We start from the raw sequence: 13,160 nt of genomic DNA on the forward strand, positions 1-13,160 counted from the left end.
GCCCGGCCACGCCCCGCGCGGGGCGGGCACCGGGGCCGCGGATGATCCGGCTGGGCAGCCCCCGCCCCCGGCTGCGCCTGGTCAGCCTCGCCCTGACGCTGGTGATGATCGCCTTCGTGGTGCGGCTGCTTCAGGTGCAGGCGGTCGACGCGAGCGTGTACTCGGCCAAGGCCGAACAGAACCGGTACTTCAGCCGCACCCTGGCCGCCGAGCGCGGCGGGATCACCGACCGCAACGGCGTCGAGCTGGCCACCAGCGTGGACGCGAACGACATCACGGCCGACCCCACGATGTTCACGCGGAAGGCGACGAAGATCGACGACGCTCCTGAGCAGGCCGCCGCGCTGCTCGGCCCGATCCTCGGCAGGGAACCCGCCGAGCTCGCCGAGAAGCTCCGTACGAAGGGCACCCAGTACGTCCTGTTGGCCCGTCGCCAGACCCCGCAGGTCTGGACGCAGATCAACGACCTGAAGACGACGCTCGCCGAGAAGGCCCAGAAGGACAAGACGGCCGTGAACGTGCTGGCGGGTGTCTTCCAGGAGCCCAGCAGCAAGCGGGTCTATCCGAACGGCGACCTCGGCGCCGGGATACTGGGCTGGGTCAACGCCGACGGCAAGGGCGGCGGCGGTATCGAGCAGCAGCTGAACAAGGAACTGACCGGCAAGGACGGCGAGATCCGCTACGCCCAGGCCGGCGGCCACCGGATCCCGACCGAGGGCAGTACGGAGACGCCCGCCGTGGCCGGTTCCGAGGTCGAGCTGACCATCGACCGCGACATCCAGTGGGCCGCGCAGAACGCCATCACGGAGCAGGTGAAGGAGTCCAAGGCGGACCGCGGCTATGTGATCGTGCAGGACAACAAGACCGGCGAGATCCTCGCGATGGCCAACTCGCCCGGCTTCGACCCGAACGACCTCTCCCAGGCCGGCTCGGCGGCGCTCGGCAACGCGGCCCTCCAGGACGCGTACGAACCCGGCTCCACCGCGAAGGTCATGTCGATGGCGGCCGTCCTGGAGGAGAACGTCGCCACGCCTGGGACGCATGTGGTCGTGCCCAACCGGCTGCACCGCGGCGACCGGCTCTTCCGGGACGACATCGACCACCCGACCTGGTATCTGACGCTCAACGGCGTCCTCGCCAAGTCCAGCAACATCGGCACCATCCTGGCGACCGGCCAGCTCGGCAAGACCCAGAAGCAGGCCAACCAGGTCCTCTACTCGTATCTGCGCAAGTTCGGCATCGGTCGCGAGACCGGACTCGGCTTCCCCGGCGAGACGAACGGCATCCTCGCGCCGGCCGACAAGTGGTCGACCTCGCAGCAGTACACGATTCCTTTCGGCCAGGGCGTGTCGATCAACGCGATGCAGGCGGCCTCCGTCTACTCGACGATCGCGAACGGCGGCGTACGCGTCGAGCCGACCCTCGTACGAGGCACCAAGGGAGCGGACGGCCGCTTCACACCGGCCCCGAAGCCCCAGAAGACAAGGGTCGTGAGCGAGAAGACGGCGAAGACGCTGGCTCAGATGCTGGAGTCCGTCGTGGACGACGAGGAGGGCACCGGCACCAAGGCCCGTATCCCCGGCTACCGCGTCGCGGGGAAGACGGGCACCGCCAACCGGGTGGATCCGGCCACCGGCCGCTACCGCGGCTACACCTCGTCGTTCGCCGGATTCGCGCCCGCCGACAACCCCCGCGTAACCGTGTACTGCGCGATCCAGAACGCCACCCAGGGCAGCTATTTCGGCGGCCAGATCTGCGGGCCCGTCTACAAGGAGGTCCTGGAGTTCGCCCTCAAGACCCTCCAGGTGCCGCCCACCGGGGACGCGCCCGCCCGACTTCCGGTCACCTTCACACCCTGATCAGCACCGGACACGTCCGGTCACCCGGAACACCGAGCAGGAACCAATTCGTGACAACGATCACTCCCGACCCGGAGAAACATCCGGAGCCCCGCCCCTCGCTTCGCCCAGCCGGGGGCGCGCCCGGTACGCTCACCGCCGTGCCACACGCTGATCAGTCCCAAACCACCCAGAAGGGCGTCCCTGTGACATTTCCGGGGCCGCCGCGACCGGTTCAGGTCTCCGCCACAGACCTGGCGGACCTCGCCGATCAGCTGGGTGTCACCGCCCCCGCTGCGGCCGAGGTCACGGGCATCACCCACGACTCCCGGGCCGTGCGCCCGGACGACCTCTACGCTGCCCTGCCCGGCGCCCGGCTGCACGGCGCCGACTTCGTGACGCAGGCCGCCGGCCTGGGCGCGGTGGCGGTGCTCACGGACCCGACCGGCGCCGAGCGCGCCGCCGCGACCGGCCTTCCGGTCCTCGTCGTCGACGATCCGCGCGGACGGATGGGCGAGCTGGCGGCCACGATCTACGGCCACCCCGGCCGCGACCTCCTCCAGATCGGCATCACCGGCACCTCGGGCAAGACCACGACGGCGTACCTCATCGAGGGCGGCCTCAAGACGGTCCGTACAGACCAGGGGGGCCGACGCGAAGCGTCGTCGGTTGAGGGCGGTGGTGGGCGACGGGTGGGCCTCATCGGCACGGTCGAGACGCGCATCGGCGACGAGCGCATCAAATCGGAGCGTACGACTCCCGAGGCCACCGACCTCCAGGCGCTGTTCGCGGTGATGCGCGAGCGCGGCGTGGACGCGGTCGCCATGGAGGTCTCCAGCCATGCACTGGTCCTCGGCCGGGTCGACGGCTGCGTCTTCGACATCGCCGTCTTCACCAACCTCAGCCCGGAGCACATGGAGTTCCACTCCGACATGGAGGACTACTTCCGGGCCAAGGCACAGCTGTTCACGCCGAAACGCAGCAGGTTCGGCGTAGTCAACTTTGACGACGAGTACGGACGGAGGCTGGTCAAAGAAGCCACCGTCCCTGTGGTGACGTTTTCCGCCGAGGGGCACCCGGACGCCGACTGGCGCGCCGAGGACGTCGAGGTCGGTCCGCTGGACTCGACGTTCGTCGCGATCGGCCCCAAGGGGGAGCGGATCAGCGCCAAGTCGCCGCTCGCGGGCCCCTTCAACGTCGCCAACACGCTCGCCGCGATCGTCGCTCTGGCCGCTGCCGGCCTCAACGCGCAGACCGCGGCCGACGGCATCGCGGCCGTACCGGGTGTGCCGGGCCGCCTGGAACGCGTGGACGCCGGTCAGCCGTACCTCGCGGTCGTCGACTACGCGCACAAGACGGACGCCGTGGAATCGGTGCTGCGTGCGCTGCGCAAGGTCACCGAGGGCAAGCTGCACATCGTGCTCGGCTGCGGCGGAGACCGCGACAAGTCCAAGCGGATGCCGATGGGCGCCGCCGCGGCCCGCCTCGCCGACACCGCCGTACTGACGTCGGACAACCCCCGCTCCGAGGACCCCCTCGCGATCCTCGCCACCATGCTCGCGGGCGCCGCCGACGTGCCGGCGCACGAGCGCGGCGAGGTCCAGGTCTTCGAGGACCGGGCCGCCGCGATCGCCGCGGCCGTCGCCCGGGCCGAGCCCGGCGACACCGTGCTGGTCGCGGGCAAGGGCCATGAGCAGGGCCAGGACATCGCCGGAGTGGTCCGTCCCTTCGACGACCGCCAGGTGCTTCGCGAAGCTATCCAGAAGACTCAGGGATGAACTTGTGATCGCCCTCTCTCTCGCCGAGATCGCCTCAGTCGTCGGCGGGCAGACGTACGACATACCGGATCCGTCGGTCCAGATCACCGGACCGGTCGTCAGGGACTCCCGTGAGGTGGAGCCAGGCAGCCTGTTCGTCGCCTTCGTGGGCGAGCGCGTGGACGGTCACGACTTCGCCGCACAGGTCGTCGAGGAGGGCGCCGCCGCCGTTCTGGCGTCCCGGCCCGTCGGCGTGCCCGCGATCGTCGTGGACGACGTCCAGGCGGCCCTCGGCGCCCTCGCCCGCCATGTCGTCCAGCGGCTCGGTGCGACCCTCGTGGCCCTCACCGGCTCCGCGGGCAAGACCAGCACCAAGGACCTGATCGCGCAGGTACTCCAGCGCAAGGCTCCCACCCGTCTCCCACCGCCACCCTCAACCGACGACGCTGCGCGTCGGCCCCCTACTGTGGTGTTCACGCCGGGCTCCCTCAACAACGAGATCGGGCTGCCGCTCACCGCGCTCAGCGCCACCGAGGAGACGAAGTTCCTCGTCCTGGAGATGGGCGCCCGCGGTATCGGCCACATCCGCTACCTCGCGGAGCTGACCCCGCCGAAGATCGGCCTCGTTCTGAACGTCGGCACCGCCCACATCGGCGAGTTCGGCGGGCGGGAGCAGATCGCCCAGGCCAAGGGCGAATTGGTGGAGGGGCTTCCGGAGGACGGCGCCGCGATTCTCAACGCCGACGATCCCCTCGTACGCGCCATGGCTTCCCGTACGAAGGCACGCGTGATCCTCTTCGGAGAGTCCGGCGAAGCGGACGTACGGGCCGAGAACGTGCGGCTCACGGAGAGCGGACAGCCCGCGTTCAGGCTTCACACACCCTCCGGTGCAAGCGATGTGACCATGCGCCTGTACGGTGAGCACCACGTGTCGAACGCGCTCGCCGCGGCCGCCGTCGCCCATGAGCTGGGCATGTCCGCAGACGAGATCGCCGTCGCGCTCTCCGAGGCGGGCTCCCTCTCCCGCTGGCGGATGGAGGTCACCGAGCGCCCGGACGGCGTGACGGTCGTCAACGACGCCTACAACGCGAACCCCGAATCCATGCGGGCGGCTCTGCGCGCGCTGGCTGCCATGGGCGGAGCCTCACGGGCAAGGGGGGGCCGGACCTGGGCGGTGCTCGGCAAGATGGCCGAGCTCGGGGACGAGGCGCTCGCCGAGCACGACGCGGTCGGACGGCTCGCCGTCCGGCTCAACGTCAGCAAGCTCGTCGCGGTCGGGGGCAGGGAAGCGTCCTGGCTTCAACTGGGCGCATATAACGAGGGTTCGTGGGGTGAGGAGTCGGTGCACGTGTCCGACGCACAGGCGGCTGTCGACCTGTTGCGCAATGAGCTGCGCCCGGGAGACGTCGTGCTCGTGAAGGCGTCCCGGTCGGTCGGGCTCGAACGGGTGGCGCTGGCGCTGCTCGACGGCGGTGCCGAGGGTGAGGTTTCCGCCCGATGATGAACCAGATCCTGTTCGCGGGCGCCATTGGCCTCTTCCTGACCCTGATCGGCACCCCGCTGCTGATCAAGCTCCTGGCCCGCAAGGGCTACGGCCAGTACATCCGCGACGACGGCCCGCGCGAGCACCACGCCAAGCGCGGTACGCCGACCATGGGCGGTATCGCCTTCATCCTGGCCACGATCCTGGCGTACTTCCTCAGCAAGGTGATCAGCGGCGAGCCGCCGAGGCTCTCCGGAGTGCTGGTGCTCGGTCTCATGGCGGGCATGGGCCTGGTCGGCTTCCTGGACGACTACATCAAGATCGTCAAGCGTCGGTCGCTCGGTCTGCGGGCCAAGGCGAAGATGACCGGCCAGCTGATCGTCGGTGTCACCTTCGCGGTGCTCTCGCTGCAGTTCGCGGACGCCCAGGGCCAGACGCCGGCCTCCACCAAGATCTCCTTCGTCCAGGACTTCGGCTGGACCATCGGCCCGGTGCTGTTCGTCGTCTGGGCGCTCTTCATGATCCTCGCGATGTCGAACGGCGTGAACCTGACGGACGGTCTGGACGGCCTCGCCACCGGCGCCTCCGTGATGGTCTTCGGCGCCTACACCTTCATCGGGGTCTGGCAGTTCCAGGAGTCCTGCGCCAACGCGCAGACCCTCACCAACCCGGCCGCCTGCTTCGAGGTACGAGATCCGCTCGACCTCGCGGTCGTCGCCTCCGCACTGATGGGCGCCTGCTTCGGCTTCCTGTGGTGGAACACCTCGCCCGCCAAGATCTTCATGGGCGACACCGGCTCCCTGGCGCTCGGCGGCGCGCTCGCCGGACTCGCCATCTGCTCCCGCACCGAGCTGCTGCTCGCGCTGCTCGGCGGTCTCTTCGTCCTGATCACCATGTCGGTCGTCATCCAGGTCGGCTCCTTCCGGCTGACCGGGAAGCGCGTCTTCCGCATGGCCCCGCTCCAGCACCACTTCGAACTCAAGGGGTGGTCCGAAGTCCTTGTGGTGGTCCGCTTCTGGATCATCCAGGGCATGTGCGTGATCGTGGGTCTGGGTCTCTTCTACGCAGGGTGGGCAGCCGACAAGTGACCACTTGGCAGGGCCGGAACATCACCGTCGCCGGTCTCGGCGTGAGCGGCATCAGCGCCGCCCGCGCCCTGGCCGGCCTCGGCGCGTCCGTCACGGTCGTCGACGGGGGCTCCTCCCCGGCACACCGGGAGCGGGCCGACTCCCTTGAAGGGGAAGGCATTTCGGTACGTCTCGCCGACGCCGAGACCCTTCCCGAGGGCACCGGCCTCGTGGTCACCTCACCCGGCTGGAAGCCCACCTCGCCGCTCTTCGCCGCAGCCGCGAAGGCGGGCGTGGACGTGGTCGGCGACGTGGAGATCGCCTGGCTTCTGCGTGGCCCCGACGCGGCTGCCTGGCTCGCCGTCACGGGCACCAACGGCAAGACCACCACCACGCAGATGCTCGCGTCGATCCTGAGCGCCGCGGGCCTGCGTACGGCCGCCGTGGGCAACATCGGCACACCGATCATCGACGTCGTGCTGAGCGAGGAGCCGTATGACGTCCTCGCCGTCGAACTCTCCAGCTACCAGCTGCACTGGGCGCCCTCCCTGCGCGCCCACTCCGCCGCCGTCCTCAACCTCGCACCCGACCACCTCGACTGGCACGGCTCCATGGAGGCGTACGCCGCCGACAAGGGCCGTATCTACGAGGGCAATCGGGTCGCCTGTGTTTACAACGTCGCGGACAAGGCCACCGAGGACCTGGTGCGCGCGGCGGACGTCGAGGAGGGCTGCCGGGCGGTCGGCTTCACGCTGGGTACGCCCAGGCCGTCCCAACTCGGCGTCGTGGAGGGCCTCCTGGTCGACCGCGCCTTCGTCGAGGACCGGCACAAGCAGGCCCAGGAGCTCGCGGAGGTCGGCGACGTCCAGCCGCCCGCCCCGCACAACATCGCCAACGCCCTTGCGGCGGCGGCCCTCGCGCGCGCCTACGGGGTGCCCGCCGCGGCCGTACGCGACGGGCTGCGGGCCTTCCGTCCGGACGCGCACCGCATCCAGCACATCGCCGACGTCGGCGGGGTCGCGTACATCGACGACTCCAAGGCCACCAACACGCATGCCGCGGAAGCCTCTTTGGCGGCGTACGAGTCGATCGTGTGGATCGCGGGCGGGCTCGCCAAGGGTGCGACGTTCGACGAGCTGGTCGCCAAGTCGGCAAAGCGACTTCGGGGCGTTGTCCTGTTCGGTGCCGACCGGGATCTGATCCGGCAGGCGCTGGGGCGACACGCGCCCGAAGTGCCGGTCGTCGACCTCGACCGGACCGACACTGGGGCGATGCTCGAGGCCGTCCAGGAGGCGACGCGGCTCGCCCGCCCGGGAGACACGGTGCTCATGGCTCCCGCCTGTGCCTCCATGGACATGTTCACCAACTACAACCAGCGCGGCGACATGTTCGCGGAGGCCGTCCGCGAACTCGGCGCCGCGAGCGCCTGACTCGGCCGTTGCCGCGCCGGGAGGCGCCCCGGTACCTCTGGGAGGGACGCGTGACGCCATCGTGGCCGGTGCATCGTGGGCCGCTGGGCGGTGCCGATGGCCGGTAACCGCACTGGCCGGCCCTCCGCCCCGCGCGCCACCGGACGCCCCGTCGCCTCCCGCCCGCCGGGTGACAAACCCGTGCGCCGCCTCTACACGCGTGCGCGCCGTGCCTGGGACCGTCCGCTGACCGCGTACTACCTGATCCTCGGCAGCAGCATGCTGATCACCGTGCTCGGGATCGTGATGGTGTACTCGGCCTCCCAGATCAAGGCGCTGCAACTGTCGCTGCCGGGGACGTACTTCTTCCGGAAGCAGTTCCTGGCGGCCGTGCTGGGCACCGTCCTGCTGCTGATCGCCTCGCGGATGCCGTCCAAGCTGCACCGCGCGCTGGCGTATCCGATGCTCCTGGGCTCGGTCTTCCTGATGGTCCTGGTGCAGATCCCGGGGATAGGGGTGGCGGTGAACGGCAACCAGAACTGGATCTCCATCGGCGGCCCGTTCCAGCTCCAGCCCAGCGAGTTCGGCAAGCTCGCGCTCGTGCTGTGGGGCGCCGATCTGCTCGCCCGCAAACAGGACAAGCGGCTGCTGACCCAGTGGAAGCACATGCTGGTGCCGCTCGTGCCGGTGGCCTTCATGCTGCTCGGACTGATCATGCTCGGCGGCGACATGGGCACGGCGATCATCCTCACCGCGATCCTGTTCGGGCTGCTCTGGCTGGCCGGAGCCCCGACGCGGCTCTTCGCGGGCGTACTGGCCATCGCCGGGACGATCGGCCTGATGCTGATCTGGCAGAGCCCGAACCGTATGGCGCGGCTGGAGTGCATCGGCGCCACCGAGCCCGGACCGAACGACACCTGCTGGCAGGCCGTGCACGGAATCTACGCCCTCGCCTCCGGCGGAATTTTCGGTTCCGGCCTCGGTGCGAGCGTGGAGAAATGGGGCCAACTCCCCGAAGCCCACACCGACTTCATCTTCGCTGTCACCGGTGAGGAACTGGGTCTCGCGGGGACGCTGTCGGTACTCGCCCTCTTCGCGGCTCTAGGCTATGCGGGTATCCGCGTGGCCGGACGCACGGAGGACCCCTTCGTCAGGTACGCCGCGGGTGGCGTGACCACCTGGATCACGGCCCAGGCCGTGATCAACATCGGTGCGGTGCTCGGCCTGCTGCCGATCGCCGGAGTCCCGCTCCCGCTGTTCTCCTATGGGGGTTCCGCTTTGCTGCCGACCATGTTCGCCATCGGGCTCCTGATCGCCTTCGCGCGGGAGGATCCCGCTGCGCGGATGGCGCTTGCGATGCGACAACCACGCTTTGGTAGAAAGCGGGCTGGAGGTTCCGGAACCAGTCGGAGACCTCGGAGCTGGAACACGATGCGACGGCGCGCCTCGGCGCGTTCGTCCGGAGAGCGGTGAATTTCGGTGCATGTCGTACTCGCCGGTGGAGGGACCGCCGGCCACATCGAGCCCGCGCTCGCCCTCGCGGACGCCCTGCGCAGGCAGGACCCGACCGTGGGCATCACGGCCCTGGGCACGGAGCGCGGACTCGAGACCCGGCTCGTACCCGAGCGGGGCTATGAGCTCGCGCTGATCCCCGCCGTCCCGCTGCCCCGCAAGCCCACCCCCGAGCTGATCACCGTCCCCGGGCGGCTGCGCGGCACGATCAAGGCGGCCGAGCAGATCCTGGAGCGCACCAAGGCGGATGCGGTCGTCGGCTTCGGCGGCTATGTCGCCCTGCCCGGCTACCTCGCGGCCAAGCGCCTCGGCGTCCCGATCATCATCCACGAGGCCAACGCCCGGCCCGGCCTGGCCAACAAGATCGGTTCGCGGTACGCGGCCCAGGTCGCCGTCTCGACTCCGGACAGCAAGCTCCGCGGCGCCCGCTACATCGGCATCCCGCTGCGCCGCTCCATCGCCACCCTCGACCGGGCAGCCGTACGCCCCGAGGCCCGCGCCGCCTTCGGGCTCGACCCCGCCCTGCCGACCCTGCTGGTCTCCGGCGGCTCGCAGGGCGCCCGCCGCCTCAACGAGGTGGTCCAGCAGGTCGCCCCGTACCTCCAGCAGGCCGGCATCCAGGTCCTGCACGCGGTCGGCCCCAAGAACGAACTGCCGCAGGTCCAGCAGATGCCGGGGATGCCCCCGTACATCCCGGTACCGTACGTGGACCGGATGGATCTCGCGTACGCCGCCGCCGACATGATGCTCTGCCGGGCGGGCGCGATGACCGTCGCCGAACTCTCCGCCGTCGGACTGCCCGCCGCGTACGTCCCGCTGCCGATCGGCAACGGCGAACAGCGGCTGAACGCCCAGCCGGTGGTCAAGGCCGGCGGCGGACTCCTCGTCGATGACGCGGAACTGTCGCCGCAGTGGGTCCAGGCCAATGTCCTGCCCGTGCTCGCGGATCCGCACCGGCTGTTCGAGATGTCCCGCGCAGCCGCGGAGTTCGGCCGCCGGGACGCCGACGAGCTGCTCGTCGGGATGGTGTACGAGGCGATCGCGTCACGCCGTTAGCGCGTGGCAGAAGGCAGGGGAGCGTGGCCGGACCGACGACCGCAGAGCGAGGCGAACGCCGGCGCCCTCAGTCCGGCCCGCCCCGGCCGCCCCGCCTCGGCAGGCTGCCCCGGCCTCGTACGCTCGTCGTGCTGCTCGTCTGCGTCGTACTGATCGCCGTGGGCGGCGTCTGGGTGCTCTACGGCTCGGGGTGGCTGCGCGTGGAGCGCGTATCGGCTTCGGGGATGCGGGTCCTGACGGACGAGCAGGTGCTCGCGGCGGCGGACATTCCGGTCGGATCGCCGTTGATTTCCATCGACACCGATGCGATTGAGGCAAGACTGCGCAATAAATTGTCCCGAATTGACTCGATTGATGTCACCCGTTCTTGGCCTGACGAAATCGGGTTGAAAGTGAACGAACGCACTCCGGTTCTGATGGTGAAAAAAGGTGGAAAGTTCGTCGAAGTGGACGTCAAAGGAGTGCGATTTGCCACGGTTTCGCGCGCTCCCGAGGGTGTACCCGAACTGGAATTGGCGGTGCCTCGGTCGCCTTCCGGAACCTCGCAGTCCGCGAGCCTGCGACGCTTCGGAACGGGTCGGCTGGTGCGCGAGGCGGTGCGCGTCGCGGGCGCCCTTCCGGCCGCCGTCGCGCGCGACACCCGTACCGTCAAGGTCCGCTCGTACGACGCCATATCACTGGAGTTGAGCGGAAACCGGACCGTCGCGTGGGGTAGTGCCGAGAAGGGCCGGGCGAAGGCCAGAACGCTCACCGCTCTCCTGAAAGTAGCTCCCGGGGCACGGCACTTCGACGTCAGCGTTCCCACCGCCCCTGCGTCATCAGGGAGTTGACGCACATACGCGCAGGCCAGCACCCTGGTTGGGCAGCGCTACGGCTGATCACATAGGGTGAAAAGAAAAACGGGAGGTTCGGCGTGTTCGTTGAACGTGCGCCACTTGTCGACTTAGTGTCCTGTTCGGAAGAGTCCAGGAAACAGACACACTGGTAACCCTAAACTTCAACGTTAGGGTTCGGGTCGGCGAAACGGACCGTCCCATTCGGCATCAGTCGTCGGATCGCGGGCCACCGCGAGGCGACGACACGTAACTCGAGGCGAGAGGCCTTCGACGTGGCAGCACCGCAGAACTACCTCGCAGTCATCAAAGTCATCGGTGTCGGCGGCGGTGGTGTCAATGCCATCAACCGGATGATCGAGGTCGGTCTCAAGGGCGTCGAGTTCATCGCCATCAACACCGACGCGCAAGCCCTGTTGATGAGCGACGCCGACGTCAAGCTCGACGTCGGTCGTGAACTCACCCGCGGACTCGGCGCCGGAGCCAACCCGGCTGTCGGCCGCAAGGCCGCCGAGGATCACCGCGAGGAGATCGAGGAGGTCCTCAAGGGGGCCGACATGGTCTTCGTGACGGCCGGTGAAGGCGGCGGCACCGGCACTGGCGGCGCGCCCGTCGTGGCCAACATCGCCCGTTCCCTCGGCGCCCTCACCATCGGCGTGGTCACGCGCCCGTTCACCTTCGAGGGCCGGCGCCGCGCCAACCAGGCCGAGGACGGCATCGCCGAACTCCGCGAAGAGGTCGACACCCTCATCGTCATTCCGAACGACCGGCTGCTGTCCATCTCGGACCGCCAGGTCAGCGTGCTCGACGCTTTCAAGTCCGCCGACCAGGTACTGCTCTCCGGTGTCCAGGGCATCACTGACCTCATCACCACCCCTGGCCTCATCAACCTCGACTTCGCCGACGTCAAGTCCGTGATGTCCGAGGCGGGTTCGGCCCTCATGGGCATCGGCTCGGCCCGCGGCGACGACCGCGCGGTGGCCGCCGCCGAGATGGCGATCTCCTCGCCGCTTCTGGAAGCCTCCATCGACGGCGCCCGTGGCGTACTGCTCTCCATCTCCGGCGGCTCCGACCTCGGCCTGTTCGAGATCAACGAGGCCGCCCAGCTGGTGAGCGAGGCCGCACACCCCGAGGCCAACATCATCTTCGGCGCGGTCATCGACGACGCGCTGGGCGACGAGGTCCGGGTCACGGTCATCGCGGCGGGCTTCGACGGCGGACAGCCCCCGTCCAAGCGGGACAACGTCCTCGGCTCCTCCGCCAAGCGCGAGGAGTCCGCGCCGGTACGGCCCTCCGAGAGCCGCCCGTCCTTCGGCTCGCTCGGCAGCGTCACGCCGCGCGAGGACACCCCGGAGCCCGCCCCCGAGCCCGTGAACGAACTGCCGGCCTCCCCGCCGCTCCCGCCGTCGCGGACCTACTCCGACAGCGCGGCCGAAGAGCTGGACGTGCCGGACTTCCTCAAGTGATAGGACACCGCTCCGAAACGAGCACAGCGGGCGGCGCCCACTTCGCCTTCACCGATCGGTGGGGCGGGGTGAGCGCCGTTCCGTACGAGGAGCTCAACCTCGGCGGAGCGGTCGGTGACGACCCCGACGCTGTACGCACCAATCGTGAACTGGCCGCCAAGTCGCTCGGCCTCGACCCGGCCCGGGTCGTCTGGATGAACCAGGTGCACGGGCCGGACGTGGCAGTGATCGACGAACCCTGGGGAGACCGTCCCGTGCCGGAGGTCGACGCCGTCGTCACCACCCGCCGCGGTCTCGCACTCGCCGTCCTCACCGCCGACTGCACGCCGGTCCTGCTGGCCGACCCGGTCGCCGGGATCGCGGCCGCCGCCCACGCGGGACGGCCCGGCATGGTCGCCGGGGTCGTGCCCGCAGCCATCGCGGCGATGGTCGAACTCGGCGCGGAGCCGGGCCGGATCGTCGCCCGCACCGGCCCCGCCGTCTGCGGCCGTTGCTACGAAGTACCGGACGCGATGCGCGCCGAGGTCGCCGCCGTCGAGCCGGCGGCGTACGCCGAGACCAGTTGGGGCACTCCGGCAGTCGATGTGACCGCCGGAGTGCATGCGCAGCTTGAGCGGCTCGGGGTGTGCGACCGGGCGCAGTCGCCGGTGTGCACGCTCGAATCGGGCGACCACTTCTCGTACCGCCGCGATCGCACGACCGGTCGGCTCGCGGGCTATGTGTGGCTGGACTGATGGGA

The 13,160-nt window shown here is 69.7% G+C and carries 10 protein-coding genes; all 10 read left to right on the plus strand.

Annotation, left to right across the window (positions count from 1 at the left end; all coding sequences use genetic code 11):
* Positions 1 to 41 precede the first annotated feature (41 nt).
* The 10 genes from ACYVO6_RS20565 (at position 42) to pgeF (ending at position 13,155) form a co-directional block, all read left to right on the plus strand.
* Positions 42 to 1,859: a peptidoglycan D,D-transpeptidase FtsI family protein gene (locus ACYVO6_RS20565; RefSeq protein ID WP_461063172.1), complete on the plus strand. Its 1,818-nt coding sequence runs from the start codon at positions 42 to 44 to the stop codon at positions 1,857 to 1,859.
* Between the two features lie 50 nt (positions 1,860 to 1,909).
* Positions 1,910 to 3,616, plus strand: a complete 1,707-nt coding sequence (locus ACYVO6_RS20570; protein WP_461063125.1) for a UDP-N-acetylmuramoyl-L-alanyl-D-glutamate--2,6-diaminopimelate ligase — start codon at positions 1,910 to 1,912, stop codon at positions 3,614 to 3,616.
* 4 nt (positions 3,617 to 3,620) lie between these two features.
* Entirely contained in the window at positions 3,621 to 5,096 is a 1,476-nt protein-coding gene (locus ACYVO6_RS20575) for a UDP-N-acetylmuramoyl-tripeptide--D-alanyl-D-alanine ligase (protein WP_461063127.1), read from the plus strand.
* Positions 5,096 to 6,166, plus strand: coding sequence for a phospho-N-acetylmuramoyl-pentapeptide-transferase (mraY, locus tag ACYVO6_RS20580; protein ID WP_033318150.1), 1,071 nt, complete (start codon positions 5,096 to 5,098; stop codon positions 6,164 to 6,166). The genes ACYVO6_RS20575 and mraY overlap by 1 nt, the downstream gene beginning before the upstream one ends.
* Positions 6,163 to 7,575 (plus strand): UDP-N-acetylmuramoyl-L-alanine--D-glutamate ligase, encoded by a 1,413-nt coding sequence (gene murD, locus ACYVO6_RS20585; protein ID WP_461063129.1) that lies wholly within the window; start codon positions 6,163 to 6,165, stop codon positions 7,573 to 7,575. Before mraY ends, murD begins: the two co-directional genes overlap by 4 nt.
* A 96-nt stretch (positions 7,576 to 7,671) precedes the next feature.
* A complete protein-coding gene (gene ftsW, locus ACYVO6_RS20590; RefSeq protein ID WP_461063131.1) occupies positions 7,672 to 9,027 on the plus strand; it encodes a putative lipid II flippase FtsW in 1,356 nt (451 codons plus the stop codon).
* Positions 9,028 to 9,033: 6 nt separating this feature from the next.
* Complete coding sequence (gene murG, locus ACYVO6_RS20595) at positions 9,034 to 10,122, plus strand: undecaprenyldiphospho-muramoylpentapeptide beta-N-acetylglucosaminyltransferase (protein ID WP_461063133.1); 1,089 nt, start codon at positions 9,034 to 9,036, stop codon at positions 10,120 to 10,122.
* Between the two features lie 23 nt (positions 10,123 to 10,145).
* Positions 10,146 to 10,952, plus strand: coding sequence for a cell division protein FtsQ/DivIB (locus ACYVO6_RS20600; protein WP_461063135.1), 807 nt, complete (start codon positions 10,146 to 10,148; stop codon positions 10,950 to 10,952).
* Positions 10,953 to 11,230: 278 nt separating this feature from the next.
* Positions 11,231 to 12,421, plus strand: a complete 1,191-nt coding sequence (gene ftsZ, locus ACYVO6_RS20605; RefSeq protein WP_461063137.1) for a cell division protein FtsZ — start codon at positions 11,231 to 11,233, stop codon at positions 12,419 to 12,421.
* Positions 12,418 to 13,155: a peptidoglycan editing factor PgeF gene (pgeF, locus tag ACYVO6_RS20610; protein WP_461063139.1), complete on the plus strand. Its 738-nt coding sequence runs from the start codon at positions 12,418 to 12,420 to the stop codon at positions 13,153 to 13,155. The genes ftsZ and pgeF overlap by 4 nt, the downstream gene beginning before the upstream one ends.
* Positions 13,156 to 13,160 lie beyond the last annotated feature (5 nt).

This window comes from Streptomyces pseudoechinosporeus, from assembly GCF_054783935.1.